The following is a 15871-nucleotide window of genomic DNA, read 5'->3' on the forward strand; positions in this document are numbered from 1 at the left end:
ATCGTCAAAGTATATAACGGTTTGTTTGTAACGGCATAATCGATCAGCCCCTCTGTCTAGCGACAGGGGGGTTTTTGTAAAATACAAGACATAGGACGGCGAAGCCGTTTATCCTTGTTTGACCACAAATCATATTGCCACCGACCCGTCGTTATGCGAGAATCCTAGTAAGATATACGTAACGAAAATTGAAAGCGTTATCCGGGAGAGGAGAACGATTCGCAGACTGCTCAATAGGCTTAACTGGCGGCGTTGGCGCTTGTTTCAGAAGCTGATTTTATTGTACATGCCCTTAATCGTAATGCCGACCGTGCTCGGCATGTACTTTGTCACGTCCAATTTCAACAGCACCAGCCGTGAAACGATGCAGCAAAATACGGAGGATCTGCTGGATCTCGTAGTGGAAAAGCTGGACCAGGAATTTTATAGCTTTGAAAATTTGAGCCTGCAGTTTTTCGTCGATGCCGATCTGCTCCGTCTATTGCAGGAGACGCCGGAAACGTATTTGCAGGGGGTCAAAAACAAAGCGGACTTGGACAAAAGAGTGCAAATATTGCTAGGTTCCTTCAGACCTTACATTTCAAGCACGATTCTTATTACCGGGAGCCAGCAGCATGTTTTCGGGCGAAGAGATCCGGAGCTGCTGCGGCGGGAGAACGGCGCGTTTTTCCGCAGCGTCGAAGAGGGCGGAGGCGGCGTGATTTGGGAGCTGGAGGCGACTAACGAGTCCGGCAAACAAGCCATCCTGCTCGGCCGAAATATCAACCATATGGAAAAATACAATAAAATCGCGCAAATCATTTTTGTCATCGAGCCGGATATTTTCATGCGTACGCTGGAGGAAACGAAGATCAGCAAAACGGCTTTATTCGAACTGCACTCCCCCGGAAAGAAGCCGGTGCTGAGCGCCGGAAACGCGGCCGCCTTAAAAGATGCGCCTCAATTGGTTACCGAGATGCGCAGCCATCGTTACGATTGGACCTTGAAAACGACGATTCCCCTGAAGCAATTGAACGACCAGATCGAAAAAGCGGTTTTCGCTTCGATCCTAGTCGCGGTTGTATGCGTGCTGCTCGGCATGGCCGTTACGCAATTGCTCGCCATGGATATCGTCATCCCGGTCAAAAAATTGATGCGAAATATGAAGCAAGGCGTGAAAGGGGCGGAGCCCCGGCATCTCAAACGGTTCCGCGGCGCGCGGGAAGTGACGGAGCTGAACGATACGTTCATTTCCGTACTGTACGAAATTCATCAGCTCAACCGCGAAGTCATAACCACACAGAAGAAGAAACAGGAAACGGAAATTCGGGTATTGCAAAATCAGATTACGCCCCACTTTCTTTACAATACGTTGAACACGATCCGCTGGATGGCCATTATCCAAAAACAGGACAATATCAAAGAAATGGCGGATGCATTGTCCGGTTTGCTTTCTTATTCGATTCGGGCCCCGGGCGAGCCGGTTTCCGTTCGGGACGAACTGGACATTTTGAATGCTTATGTGAAAATACAAAAAGTTCGATATCAGGATTTTACCCTAACCGTGGATATACCGGAGCCGTTTTACGAGCTGCGCATGTTGAAGTTTTTATTGCAGCCGATCATCGAAAATGCCGTCATTTACGGGATTTCCGAAGCCAGCCGGAGCGGAGAAATCAAGCTGCATGCATTCGCGGCGTTAAATCGGCTGCATCTGGTCGTAACCGATAACGGAAGCGGCATGAGCGCCGAAAGACTGCGGCAAGTTCGCGAGATGGTGCACGGAGACAAGGAAGAAAACCATCTGGGTTTAAAAAATATTCATGACAGAATCCAGCTGCATTACGGAAAAGAGTACGGCATCCTGATCGAAAGCACGGAAGACGAGGGAACAAGGGTCGAACTTGTATTGCCGTGGATTGAACATAGCGGGGAGATAACAGCGCATGAGAACGATTATGATCGCAGATGACGAGAAGCTGGTCAGAGTCGGACTGCAGTCCATCGTGAATTGGGAACAACACGGGTATGAAATTATCGGCGCCTATAAAAACGGCGAAGAAGCCTGGGAAGCCGTTCAGGAGCGGTGTCCGGATATTTTGCTGACGGACATTCGCATGCCCAGAATGGATGGCATCAGCTTGATCGCGCAATTGAAAAAATATTATCCGCATGTTCATGTGGTCATTTTAAGCAGCTATGAAGATTTTGAGTATACGCGCAAAGCGATCCAGCTGAATGTCCGGGATTATTTGATCAAGCATGAGCTGGAAGCGGACGAGCTTATGCGCGTGCTGAACGCATTGAACTACCCGGCGATGGAGCGTGAGGAAGCCCCCGTCTCGTTGATGCTGCAGGAGAAGCAGAAGCTTTTATTTCTGACCCGGCAATCCGGGCATGAAATTTGGCGAAATGAAGTGTTGCTGGCGAACGAAATCCCGCTGATGTTCCATCGTTTCGGTACTGTTGCCGGCGATCGGCACGTATTTTATTGGCTATCTTTTCGGGAGCTTGCAGCGGCAGGGAACGGATCGGAGCAAGAAAGCAAAGCGTTGTCGGTGCTGCTGGAAGAAACGTTAGAGCGGTTTCATGCATGTTTGGTCGGCTTCGAGGCCGGGACGTACCTTGGTTTTATCCGCATGACCGATTTGCCGCTGGCGGCAGCCAAGCAGGAGGCGGGGAAAATCGTGGAGGAGGTGCAGCGCACCGCCAAAGACAGCTTAAATACGGAGCTTATTTGCGGTTTAAGCAAAGGCTTCCATCAATTCACAAGCTTGCCTGCGGGACGAAAGGAAGCCGCAAATGTGCTGGAATCGAATGATTCGCAGACGAAAGCCGTTTTTTGGAACGAGGATCTTCCCGAATTGAGAAGCTTTTCCGAAACGGAATGGATCGGCCTTTATCATCAGGTCAAGAACATGCTCGGCAATGAGCAATTTGACCAGTTGGTTCTTTGGATTCGTCTGCAGTTTCAATCCGTATTGACTGAAGTGAATCTTCAGGAGGCCGCCCGGTTTGCGCAAATGATTGCACAAAAGCTGATCGATCTGCTGATGGAAAAATATCAGGTCGACCTCATTCGCCAGAACAAGGATTTTCCCGAAGTGAACGAGCAGCTGAAGCAATTGCAGCATCCCGGGTCCAATAATGAATTGCTGCAAATTTTGATTCAGGTGCTGCAGGCCGGGCAAGCGGTCATCGGCGAGCAGAAGGAGAAAAAGCGTTGGATCATGAAAACCTATGCGTTTATCGAGGCGAACTACCGTCAGCCTTTGCGCTTGGAGCAGGTTGCCCGGCATGTGAGTTTAAGCGAGAACTATTTCAGCCAGCGCTTCCATCAGGAGACGGGCAGCTCTTTCTCGGATTATTTGATGACATACCGGATTGAAAAAGCGAAGGAGCTTTTTTTGGACGACCGGTTATCGACCGAAGAAATCGCCGATCGGGTCGGCTACGCCAACCCGAATTATTTTATAAGGGTGTTCAAGAAAATAACGGGCATTACCGTTTCCGAGTACAGGCGAAAATAGTGAATCAAATCGGAATATATGGAATGCGTCGATAAAGAAGACTGAGAATAGTGAATGAACGTCTAACGAGCGTTCATTCACTATTTTTATATTCGGCTTTATGATTAGTAGCGTAGGAAAGAAACAGTGAAGGGGAGCGAAATATGAAAAAGATGAAAACGTTCTTACTAGCGGGGCTTGCGCTTAGTATGACCGCCATAACGGCATGTCAGACTTCCGGCAATAACGGTTCGAGCGGCGAAAGCTCGCCCAAGCCGGAGGCGAGCGTCGGGGGAACCGAACAGCTGGAGCATATGAAGCTGTCTTTTTTCTTCCCGGGTAATCCCGACACGGTTATGCCGAGGGGCGATGACGACTTTGTAAGAGCATATTTGGAGAATAAATTTAACGTATCGATTTCGTTTGACACGCTCCCGCTCGGCGATGAATTCAACACGAGATTGAATTTGAAAATCTCCTCCGGCGAAGCGCCGGATTTGATGGTCGTCACCGGCACCTCCACCGTCCAATTGTTCGCTGACGGCGTGATGGGCGAGATGGGTAAAGCGATGAGTCCGGAGAAGATGCCCAATTACTTTAAATGGGTAACGCCGAAGGTGCTGGCTGACTATCAGATTAAGAAAGGTACGACAGCCCGCGGATATGTTCCTGTCAACCCGAAAGCTACGACATCGTATTTTATCCGCAAAGATTGGCTTGATGCGCTGGGGTTGAAATATCCTACGAACTATGAAGAGCTTACCGAAGTAGTTCGCGCCTTTACGGAGAATGATCCGGACGGCAATAAGAAGAAAGATACGTACGGCTTTTCCGTAGCAGGCAACGGGACAACGGTGAGCCCGCTTTTCCCGCAGTATAACAATCGCGGCTTGTTCCAAGGTATGTTTGTCGATCCGAAGACTAAAAATTTCAGAACCGCTTACACCGATCCGGTCGTCGGAGACGTATTGGACGATTTGAGGGTTTGGCTGAATAAAGGATATGTGGATCCGGACTGGTTCTTGAGCAATAATGCCGCAGTAGCGCAGAAATTCGCGCAAGGGAAGATCGGCATGATATGGGGAGACGCTGCACAGTTAGCTCTCGATTCGAATCCGAACAGTTATTTCAATCAATTGAAGCAGTTGTATCCGAAAGCGGATTTGCAGCCGTTTAATCCGTTTCCGCAAAACCCTGTAAATTTGAAAATCGAGCCGGGGTACAGCTGGTCGATTTCGCAAAGAACGGTCGAGAAGTCGCCTGAAAAGATCGATCGAATTACCCGAATCGTCGATTGGCTGTTTAGCGAGGAAGGCTATCTGATGACGCATTACGGGATCGAGAATAAACATTATACGCGCAGCGGAAATAAAATTACGCTGATCCCCAAAGCGTATGAGGAGGATGTGATCAATAAGGGGAATTTCCTTGTTGCCTGGCATGCCATGACGCCGGAGCGTTACGCCGAGCCGCTCGGTTTGGAAGTGATCGATCCGACGATGAGCGACCGGGATCGGGAGATCATGCAAACGATCAACAATTACGGAATATTGCAAACGGCTACCGGTTATATTCCGCCGGAAGGCTTTGACTTCGGCTCCTTTGCGAAAAAACGTGCGGAAATTCAAGTGCAGTATTTGTTCGAGAAAGACAAGTATCCGAATTGGACGCCGCTGCTGGAGGAGTTCCTGACGAAATACGGCGCCAACGATTTGTATAACGCATATGTGGAGCAAACGCAGGCAACAGGCGTCGAGGTCAATGATTGGGTATCCCCTCTAGCCAAATAAAGAACAAATCGATGTGGAGGGGAACGGGGAACGTTCCCCTCTCACACTAAATGCGGAGTGAGACACGGATGGCAACCATACTTTACCGGTATCGCTGGTACTACCTCATGATGCTGCCAGGGATCTTATATTTTATCGTCTTTCATTACGGTCCGATGGGCGGCCTGATTATCGCTTTTAAAGACTACAATTTGACCAAAGGAATTTGGGGCAGCGACTGGGCGGGGCTGAAGCATTTCAGAACGATATTCGAAAGCCCCGACATCGTCCAAACGCTGCGCAATACGCTGGTGATCAGCTTATATCGGATCTTCTTCAATATGGTCCCGGATCTTGCGCTGGCGCTTGTATTGAATGAAATCCGCGTTCGATGGTTCAAGCGGACGATTCAGACGATTACTTACGGGCCGCATTTTTTGTCCTGGGTTGTCGTTTACGGACTGGCGTTTTCTTTTCTGGCACCGGATTCCGGGCTCGTCAACCAAGTCGTTCGCGATTTCGGAGGATCGACGGTAGATTTCCTTTCTTCCAAGGAATATTTCAGGAGCATTCTAATTTCGACGGATATTTGGAAAAACACGGGGTTCGGGGCGATTATTTATTTGGCCTCGCTCGCGACGATAGATCCCCATCTTTATGAAGCGGCCGTCGTAGACGGAGCGGGACGCTGGCGGCAGCTCTGGCATGTTACATTGCCCGGAGTGGCGAATGTGTTCGTTCTATTGTTGATTTTACGGATCGGTCATATCCTGGATGCGGGCTTCGAGCAGATTTATATTTTCTATAACTCCAGAGTTTATGAGGTCGCGGACATTATCGATACTTGGGTGTTTCGACGAGGACTGGAGCAATTTGATTTTAGCGTGGCGACCGCCGTCGGCTTTTTTAAAGGAATCATCGGTTTGATTCTGGTGATCGGCGCGAACCAGCTGGCCAAAAAACTAGGGCAATCATCGATATGGTAGGAGGGGTAAACGATGTCCATCGTATTGAAACCAACCAAAACGGACCGGGTTATTGACGCTGCGTTCATTACCGTACTGAGCCTGTTCGGGTTAACGACATTGTTTCCCCTCTACTATGTGGTGGTGATGTCGGTCACGCCGTTTATCGAAGTAATTCAGAACGGCGGCTTCGTTATGCTGCCCAAGAGCTTTACCTTGGACGCTTACAAACAAATTTTGAGCAGTCCGAGAGTTCCCCGCGCGCTCGGAGTGACCGTTCTTCTTGCGGTTTGCGGGACGTTCCTAAACCTTCTTGTGACCATGCTTCTGGCGTATCCGCTCTCCAAGAAAAAAATCCCGGGCAGAAATCTCGTCTTGTTTATGATTGTGTTTACGATGATGTTTTCCGGCGGCTTGATTCCTTTGTACCTGATCGTCAGTTCGATGGGGATGAACAATACGTTGTGGGCGCTCATCATTCCCGGTCTTGTCTCGGCCTTCAACATGCTGATTATGAAGTCATATTTTGAAGGGCTGCCCGAAGAAATCGAAGAAGCCGCGCGGGTGGACGGCTGCGGAGAGCTCCGCACGTTATGGCAAATCGTGCTTCCGTTGTCGATGCCGATCTTGGCTACGCTTGGTTTATTTTACGGCATCAATCATTGGAACACCTATTTTCATGCGATCATGTTTATTACGGACAAAGAGCTGCAGCCGATTCAAGTCGTGCTTCGCAGCATGATTATTACGCCGAACGTCAGCACCGAGCTGCAGCTGGCCGGCCAGTTCCAAATGCAGAGGCTGCCTCCGGAAACGGTCAAAATGGCGACGGTGGTCGTGACGATTTTGCCGATTATAGCGATATATCCGTTTTTGCAAAAACATTTCATGAAAGGGTTTTTGCTTGGGTCGATTAAAGGATGAGCCGCTCAACGATGCAGCCGCACATTCAGATTTTGTATGCAGCGATGGAAGCAAGCGTAGAATTGAAGGCGCGATGAACGTGCGGGAGAGTGGCGATCATCTAACGTCAGCCGCAAACGGTAGGAGTTTACTTAGAACAGAATGATTGGAGAGATTACAGTGACACAGCTTCAATTTTTTGATAGCTCGGTTTACTTAGGTAAAAGCGCCTACAAGCATCGCGAGCAAATATGGAGAACGGAGCGGATCGTCGAGGAGCTGGACCGGGCGGGGATCGCCGGGGCGCTCGTTTATCATGGCATGGCCCGATCGCATTCGCCGCGGTATGGCAACGGGCTGCTGGAGCGGGAGTTGGCCAAAAGCCCGCGGCTGTTCGGCTGCTGGGCGGCGCTTCCGGAGCATGCCGGCGATTTTATGGATGCGGAACGCTTGCTGGAGCAGTTGCGGCAGCATGATATTCGCGCGGTCAAAATGTTTCCCGCCAGCCATCAATTTGATCTTGATCCGCGGACGATCGGATCCTTATGCGGATTGCTGGAGCGGGAACGTATCCCGCTGCTGCTCGATGCCTCGGAAGCTTCGATCGCTCAACTGGCGTTATTGCTGGATCGTCACCGCGAGCTTCCGGTCCTGCTGCAGGGCTTGGGCTGGAGTCAAGAAAGAAGATTGCTTCCGCTAATGGATGAATTCAACAACTTATGCGTCGACTTTTCGGCGCTTCAGAGCAATCGGATCATCGAAACGATGTACGCCCGTTACGGTGCCGAGCGATTGTTTTTCGGCAGCAATATGCCGCGCAGAAGCGCCGGAGCGGCTCGCGCGTTAATCGACTACGCGGATATCCCATGGGAGGACAAACAGCGGATTGCCGGGGGCAATCTGGCGGCATGGCTGAACGTGAACCCTCCCGAAGCGAGAATCCCCGATCAGGATACCGTAAGTCTCGAAGCCTCGAAGGGAGAGTCGCTTTCGATAGAGGTATACGATTCGCATACGCATTTAATCGAGGAAGGAGGTGCGACAGGAAGCGGTTATCCGATGCTGAAAGGCGATATCCACGAGATGGTCGGGCTGTACGGGAAAATGGGCATCCGTAAAATGTCGATAGCGCCTTGGGTTGGCATTAACGGCGGCGATTCGGAAGCGGGCAATCAAGTGCTGGAACGGGCCAGAGAGCAATACCCCCAGGTCGTGGAAGGATACGTCGTCATCGATCCCAACTATGTTGAGGATGTGGCGGCAACAGCACGGATCTGGCATCTCGAGAAAGGCTTCCGCGGGATTAAGCCTTATTTTCATCTATCGCATATCCCTTATACGGACCCCGTTTATGCGCCCTGGTGGGAATTGGCCAATGAACGCTGTCTATACGCGCTGATCGATCCTGCGGGTCAAAGCGATCAAGCGTATATCGATCAAATCGAACGGCTTGCACAGCTGTATCCGAATGTAGCCATTTTCATGGATCATGCGGCCCGAAGCTTTGAAATTGCGGAGTTGTATGCAGGGGTCGCCAAAAAATACGAGCATGTTTACTTGCAATTGACGTATACGACGGTCACGCAAGGATCGATCGAATATTTGGTGCGGGAGGTTGGCGTGCATAAAGTGTTTTTCGGAACCGATTCGCCGATGCGCGATCCTCGTCCGCAGTTCGGTTGGGTGGCTTACGCCGATTTGTCTCTGGAAGAGAAAAAAGCCGTTTTTGGCGCAAATATGAAAGCAATCTGGAATCGCTGCAAGCTTTAAGTTACGAAGCTGACCGGCCATTACGGAGCCGCGGGTAGGCGCGGCGGATCGTTCAAGGTCTGCCGGAATGGCCGGGATCAAAGTGAACGTTCAACTCTTTATAAAGGAGTCATTTCGAATGAGAATAGGGTACCTTCCAGCGGTTTCGAAAAAGAGCAGCTTCAAGCCGGGTAAGATGTCTTTCGTACTAATCGTCATCTTCAGCTTATTGTTCGGCTATTTGCCGGAAGGCGCACGGGTGCAGGCGGATGCGGTTATCCATACGTATAACTTCCAGACGCTTGGCAATGCGGGAGCGCCGACGACAGCGCCGGCAGGATGGGAATTGCTAGGTTCGCCGAGTGCGGCTCCGGCAGCCAGATGGCAGGGTACATATGGGGTCAGTATGAATACGAACACGGTAAATACGCATTTTCGGCAAATTCAGGTTCCCGTGCCGGAGTCGGGCACTTATGAGGTTCGTTTTAACGGCAGCCTAAGCAAAGGGCAGGGCATCGGGGAGCTGAAGCTGGACAGTCAGGTGCTTGGACGATACGATTTCTACGATCCGACCTCGGGCGTTATTTTCGGACCGACCCAAACGATGGGGAAAATGAACTTATCGACGGGCGATCATGTGCTGACGATCACGCTTGTCGGCAAAAATGATAATGCTACCTGGTACCAGCTGTTTCCCAGGCAGTTGATACTGGAAAAGCTGCCGTCCGAGCTTATGTCCGTATCCGCCGGGCTCGCCGTTCCGCTGCTTGCCGTAGGCGAACAGTCCGAACTCGAGGTGAGCGGGACAATGAGCGACGAAGAGGAAGCCGATTTATCCGCTGCCGTTTTTGAATACGAGAGCCTCGATCCGAATATCGTTACCGTTAACGGGAATGGCATGGTTACGGCAGTCGCCCCGGGGACGGGACGCGTTAAGGTTTCGGTCACGCTCGGCGGAGAAACGCTTGAGACGGAAGTGTCCGTTTCTGTCATCTCGGGTTACCTGGACAGCGTTGAGATGTCTATCGAGAAATCCCCGCTTGTATTAGGAACCCGAACGCTTGCAGCAATCAAAGGATACGACAATGAGAGCAATCCGATAGCGTTGAAGAATGCCGCCGTTCAATTTGAAAGCTTGAATCCGAGTGTCGCGGAAGTGAGCGATTACGGTATGATAACGGCCAAAGCTGTCGGAGAAGCGGTGATCCGCGTCACGGTCGACGTAGCGGGAACGACGAGGCAAGCCGAGCAATCAATTGTTATTGCGGAACAATTGGAAGGCTCCGATGACATTCGAACCTTTCAAAATAAATGGGGAGTAGCGAAGCCGGCGAGCGGGACGATTACGATCGACGGATTGATGAACGATTCGGTCTGGAATCAGGCTCTTATGCTTACTAATTTTGTAACCGCCTTCAATAATGACGCGGCCGATCCGCAAACGAACGTAAGGATAACTTACGATTCGGAAAAGCTGTACATCGGGATCACCGGGGAGCGGCAAACGCCGGATGAAGAACTGCTGTCAGAAGGGTTCGAAGTGGTGCTTCGTCCTGATTTATCGTCCGGCAAATATTACGACTTGATCGTGATGCTGGCCGAAGATCAACAGCACAAGCTGAGAACGCATTTGGGACCAGGCAGAACCGATTTGAACGGGGAAGTCATTACGATCGGCAATGCTGTCGTCGCGAGTCATCAAGGCACCCAGGGTTGGACGGCGGAAGTGGCGATTCCATTGTCTTCTTTGGGCGTCGACGAGATTGTTCCGGGGCAGGAATGGGCGGTGAATGTCTTACGTCACAGGCCGGGCGTACAGCCGCTAAGCTCATGGATTCCGATTCGGAATTCGACTTTTACGGATAACGAGGCGCCCGGCGTTTATATGCTGTATATGTCCGTAACCGATCAGGGCAGAATGGGGCGGCTGTTTTTCGATGACATTCCTGCACAATTAGCGGATTCATCGGGGGCTTCCGGAATTATTCCCTTGTATACGGATGAAATAAGTTTGCTATATCAAAGCTTTACGGAGAAAAAGCTTTCTTTGCCGGAAAGCGTTCTTCCTGAAGGAGTTGGCAGTCTTCAACTGAAATGGAGAACGCCTGCCGGACGAATGCTGCCGGTCGATAACGTGCAGCTTGCTTACCGAAACGATCGGTTGGAAATCGGGTTCACGCATCCGCGGATGGAAGAATCCGGCTTATATCAACTGGAGATCATTTTGGCAAACGCAGGCGAGAGCGAGGCGAGAATGGCCGTCGTCGCGTTTGACAGCGAGCATGTGAACGAAGCCGGGGAAAGGGCTTACGGCTGGGTTCCTCCCCTGCCTGCGCAAACCGCGGTAACGCCTGCGGAACCTTCCGCCGAAGTGCAGCGGCTGTTGGATATGATTCCGGAACAGTCGGGCATCTATTGGGCGGGACTTCCCGAAAGGCCGGATCTTTCGCCGGAAAAGCTGTATGATTGGAATCCCGCTTACCCGGATCAATTGACAAGTAAGTACAGCCAGCTTACATACCCGAACAGCCTGTATCCGGAAAATAAATCACTTCAAGTTCTTAATGCCAAAGGAGAGCTTGTCGAGTATCCGTACTATGAAGATGAAGCTGGAAGAAGGTATTTTATTACGGCGCATCTTTGGTACAAGCAGCGGGAATACGTCATCAAGGAAATGAAACGATTGGCCGTTACGGACCCGCTCGGAGCAGCCCGTCTGCTTGCCCGTTTTGCCGAGGTTTACGAGGGGTACGTGCCGGTATATGACACGATTTGGAATATCGCGCCGATAAGTCCGTCCGCAGCTCCTCCGAATCCGTACTGGGGCGGGAACTGGAACTGGTGGTACCATCTGGATCTCAACCTAGCGGGGGATTTAGCCGAAGTGTATGCGAAGCTCAAACAAACGGATGCGCTTGACATGCTTTCTTTCCATAATGGAGTCGATTTGCAAAGCAAACTCGTCGAAAAGATGTTTAAGCCATCGGTGGAATTTGTGCGTTCCTACATGAAATGGAATACGAACATGGATTATAACGTATGGCTCGGTCTGATCCGGATAGGAAAAGCGATCGATTACCCGGACTACGTGCATGAAGCGATCGAAAAGATTCGCAGCTATGGGGCCAATCATTATTTGTATGACGGATTCTGGAAAGAGATTACGTATTCCTATCATAGCCAAAGCACAGTCGGCATGGAAATCGCCATGGACCTGCTGGAGGGCTGGAGCGATCCTCCGGGATATGTATCCCAGCGCACGGGAATTCCGGTAATCAATCTGGATTTAATGGAGCAATTTCCGTTTTTTGCGGAATCGAAGCGAATTTTAAATACGCTTGTTTATCCTGACGGGCACGTATTGCCGATTCAAGACACGTGGGCTTGGCAAAAAAACGGTTCGCCGGATTTGTCAGCAGGTTCGTTCCTGCTGCCTGCCGCAGGCATCGCCAGAATGACCAAAAATGGGGAGGATCAGAATCAATCCCAGCTCTACATGACGTTCGGACCGAAATACGGCCATAATCAGTGGGATCCGCTCAATTTGACTTTTTATGCCAAGGACCAGGAATTGCTTCCGGATCTGGGTTATACGTACACCAAGTACCGCTCGTGGACCAATTCCACTTTGGCTCATAATACAGTTGTGGTCGACGGCAAGGATATGACTTTGTCAAGCGGCAAATTGGGGGGAAGCCTGGAGGTTTACGCGCCGGCGGACGAATCGCTGCAAGTCATGAAAGCCGATCAGAAAAATGCTTACGACGAAGTCGGCGAATACAATCGCGAGCCGTGGTATATCGCTTTTCCGGGAACGCAAGACGGCTATGTGCTTGATTTGTTCCGTGTCAGCGGCGGAAGCCGTCATGAGTATACGCTGCAGGGTGATGCCAATCGCGAAGCTTCTTTTACAACCGATATCGGGATGCTGCCTTACGGCCCTTATCTGCTTCCGCCGGGAACGCAGGTAGTCGAGCCGAATACGAGCACGGAACAAGGCAGTGCCGGAGGACATTACTATGCGTATATGCATGTTAAGGATGTAAGCCGGGCGGAGCTTCCTGACGGGAAGTATGAAATGAAGCTTTCTACGCAAGAAGGCGGCGTCAGTAAAGCGGGAATGAAGATTTTGGGAGTGACGGATCCAGGAAGCAATGAGTTGTTTTTGGGCAGATCGCCTTCTTTGCTCAAGACAAGAACGGAGAATGTAGATACGACTGTCGCAAACGCTACTTATACGATGCCCAAGATGGTGCTTCGCCGGGAAGGGACGAATTTGAAAAGCACGTTTGTCACTGCGCTTGAGCCTTATGCGGCGGACAGCGCCGGGCAAATCGAACAGGTGACAAGATTGCAGCCTGACCAGTCTCAGGACGGGGATGTCGCGGTGAGCGTAACATACGGAACGACGACGGACATCATTTTAAGCTCGCCGTACGGCAGCGGTCCGCTTGTAGTCGGCAATATCCGTCTTGAAGGAAAGATGGGCTTTATAAGGCTCGAAAACAGCGCGATCACCAAAATGGTACTGCTCGACGGAACGAGCCTCGTTTACGGGGACACGGAAGTGAGCGGCGAAGGTGCTGCGGCTGGGGTAGTCGAGAGCGTATACCGTAAAGCTTCCGGCCATGCATACAACGCTTTCGTGACTTCATCCTTTGTGCCGCTCAGCGCAATAAGCAAAACCGTCATTGTTAATCATCCGGACGGAACGTCCGGGGGCTACAAGATAAACGACGTGCTGACGGAAAACGGGAAGACGATCATTCGTATTGAAAGCGAGCCCGGTTTTGCGGTTTATCCGGACGGAACGTCGGAGATGACATTTTATCCCGCCGCCAAGTGGGCGGGCGCCAATACTTTTAAAATTGTAAATGTAGAAACGAATATGCATGCGTACATTCCCTTTGTCGAATCGATCTCGTTGGAATCCGATAATTTGAACGATAATCGCATGACGCTGCTGGCTGGGGACACGGCTCGGCTTGCCGCAGCCGCGAAGTACAGCAATCTTACCGTCAGCGATGTGACTTACGAGCCTGGCGTCTGGCAAAGCAGCAACATGGCCGTAGCGGTTGTAGATAACGGTCTTGTTACGGCAGTCGGTTCGGGTAAAGCCGATATTACGGCTTCCTTCGGCGGAAAAACCGCTGTCGTCGAGGTTTCGGTACTGGAAGACGGCGAATTGAGGATGGAGGGGCTTTCCTCGCCGATGACCGTTCATGAGAAAGCGCAAATCTCCTTGTACGCAGCAAGCAGTCATGGCGTCGTCGATGTGACGGAATGGGCGGCGTATGAGAGCGGCGATTCCGGTGTCGCTACGGTTATGAATACCGGTGTTGTCGAAGCGATGTCTGCCGGAAATACCGTAATCACGGCGACATATGGGCAGTTTCAGCCGGCTCCGTTTGCATTGACGGTCAGGGATAAGTCAAGCAATGCCCGTTTAAGTGATTTGCGGGTAAACGGCGTGACGGTGGCGGGATTTACGGCGGACAGTGAAGTCTATACCGTCCATCTCGGCGAAGGGACTCAGACGGTTCCGACCGTAAACGCAGTTGCTGAAGATGACCGCGCGGCGGTAGTTGTAAGTCCTGCAGGTTCGCTTCCCGGCACGACGACGGTTACGGTAACGGCGGAAGACGGTGTTGCAAACAAGACTTATCAAATCCGCTTTGTTGTCGACAGCTCGCAGGGCAGGCCGGACGATTCCGGTACGGAGCCTTCCGCTCCTGCATCGGAGCCGGCGAAAACGTCGAAAGCCAAAGAGGACGTTTCGCTTGTTCTAGAGGCGGGGCAATCGTCGCTTAAGGTCACGAGGGAAATGCTGCTTGGAGCGAAGCAACTCAAAGTTACACAAGGAGAATTCGTATTGTCTTTTTCGCAAGAGGCTATTGAGGAGATGCTGGCGCAGTTGGATGCGAAAGGCAATGATGAAGCGCTGGAGATTGGCGTTTCTCCGAACTGGGGCGATCCGGAAAAGAGAATGGTCGAGAAAGCGGGTCAGCAAGCGCATGCCGTATTGACCGCGGCCAGTCCGGTTTACGATTTCGGTATATCTTCGTTGCAGCCGGGCTTCTCCTTTCAGTCGCCGTTAAACGTAACGATAAAGATTTATCCCGGAACGGATAAACAGCTGTTGGGCGTTTACCGGTTAGGAGATAATGGCGAGCTCGAGTATATGGGCGGCAAGTTGACGGACGAACATATCGAAATAACGGTAACGCGTCCCGGGAAATTAGTCGTACTTGCGTTCGATAAGTCGTTTGCGGATGTCCCGGCCGATCATTGGGCGTATCGCATGCTAAAGGAAATGGCGGCTCATCATCTGATCGACGGCGTAAACGATCTAGCCTACGAACCGGACAGGGATGTAACGCGCGCTGAATTTACGGCGCTGCTGGCCCGTGCGCTGATGCTGGAAAAGAAAGAAGCGGCTCGTTTCGCCGATGTGGCTTCCTCCGCATGGTACGCCGATGCCGTAGCTGCAGCGGCGGAAGCGGGAATTGTCAACGGCGTGGAGGAAGGAACGTTCGCACCAAACCGTTCGATTACCCGGGAAGAAATGGTTGTGATGATGGTTCGCGCGTATAAGCTGAAGTTCGGGAGCATTTCCGCCCCTTCGGCAGGATTCGCCGATCGCGAGCAAACAAGCGAATGGGCAAAAGCATCGCTCGATATCGCGGCATCGCTGGGACTCATCAGCGGCAGAGGGGCAAATGCTTTCGTCCCGCAAGGGGTGACTAACCGGGCCGAAGGTGCTCAAGCAATTTATAACCTATTAAAGCTTAAATAAATAGTAGAGGATACACTTAAAATCTATTTAGTGTTCAAGGCACAAAAATGATTGTTATTTTGTGCCTTGAGCGAAGCGAAAGGACTAAAATAACCATGGAAAAGCTGGCTATCAACGGAGGAACGCCGGTGCGGAGCAAGCCGCTGCCGCCGAATTATCCGGGCGCGACGGTTATGGGACCGGAGGAAGCCGCGGCGCTTG

7 protein-coding genes are annotated in these 15871 nt (G+C 51.3%); all 7 read left to right on the forward strand.

What is annotated here, in order from left to right; all coding sequences use genetic code 11:
• Positions 1 to 259: 259 nt before the first annotated feature.
• The 7 genes from DQG23_RS41270 (at position 260) to DQG23_RS41300 (ending at position 15670) form a co-directional block, all read left to right on the forward strand.
• Positions 260 to 1951 (forward strand): sensor histidine kinase, encoded by a 1692-nt coding sequence (locus tag DQG23_RS41270; protein ID WP_113036893.1) that lies wholly within the window; start codon positions 260 to 262, stop codon positions 1949 to 1951.
• Entirely contained in the window at positions 1926 to 3509 is a 1584-nt protein-coding gene (locus tag DQG23_RS41275) for a response regulator (RefSeq protein WP_113036894.1), read from the forward strand. Before DQG23_RS41270 ends, DQG23_RS41275 begins: the two co-directional genes overlap by 26 nt.
• A gap of 143 nt (positions 3510 to 3652) precedes the next feature.
• Positions 3653 to 5278 (forward strand): extracellular solute-binding protein, encoded by a 1626-nt coding sequence (locus DQG23_RS41280; protein WP_113036895.1) that lies wholly within the window; start codon positions 3653 to 3655, stop codon positions 5276 to 5278.
• A 68-nt stretch (positions 5279 to 5346) separates the two neighbouring features.
• Positions 5347 to 6243 (forward strand): ABC transporter permease, encoded by an 897-nt coding sequence (locus tag DQG23_RS41285; protein ID WP_238178268.1) that lies wholly within the window; start codon positions 5347 to 5349, stop codon positions 6241 to 6243.
• Between the two features lie 12 nt (positions 6244 to 6255).
• Positions 6256 to 7146, forward strand: a complete 891-nt coding sequence (locus tag DQG23_RS41290) for a carbohydrate ABC transporter permease (protein ID WP_113036897.1) — start codon at positions 6256 to 6258, stop codon at positions 7144 to 7146.
• Between the two features lie 159 nt (positions 7147 to 7305).
• On the forward strand, positions 7306 to 8895 hold the full coding sequence (locus DQG23_RS41295; protein WP_158560966.1) for an amidohydrolase family protein: 1590 nt from the start codon (positions 7306 to 7308) through the stop codon (positions 8893 to 8895).
• 118 nt (positions 8896 to 9013) lie between these two features.
• Complete coding sequence (locus DQG23_RS41300) at positions 9014 to 15670, forward strand: S-layer homology domain-containing protein (protein ID WP_158560967.1); 6657 nt, start codon at positions 9014 to 9016, stop codon at positions 15668 to 15670.
• Positions 15671 to 15871: the final 201 nt, after the last annotated feature.

It is taken from the genome of Paenibacillus contaminans, assembly GCF_003285015.1.
GTDB lineage: Bacteria > Bacillota > Bacilli > Paenibacillales > NBRC-103111 > Paenibacillus_V > Paenibacillus_V contaminans.

What these genes read in the sequence shown, in the direction of transcription:
- DQG23_RS41275 (WP_113036894.1), top strand. Translation starts at nt 1,926, where the DNA reads ATGAGAACGATTATGATCGCAGATGACGAGAAGCTGGTCAGAGTCGGA.
- DQG23_RS41280 (WP_113036895.1), top strand. Translation starts at nt 3,653, where the DNA reads ATGAAAAAGATGAAAACGTTCTTACTAGCGGGGCTTGCGCTTAGTATG.
- DQG23_RS41285 (WP_238178268.1), top strand. Translation starts at nt 5,347, where the DNA reads ATGGCAACCATACTTTACCGGTATCGCTGGTACTACCTCATGATGCTG.
- DQG23_RS41290 (WP_113036897.1), top strand. Translation starts at nt 6,256, where the DNA reads ATGTCCATCGTATTGAAACCAACCAAAACGGACCGGGTTATTGACGCT.
- DQG23_RS41300 (WP_158560967.1), top strand. Translation starts at nt 9,014, where the DNA reads ATGAGAATAGGGTACCTTCCAGCGGTTTCGAAAAAGAGCAGCTTCAAG.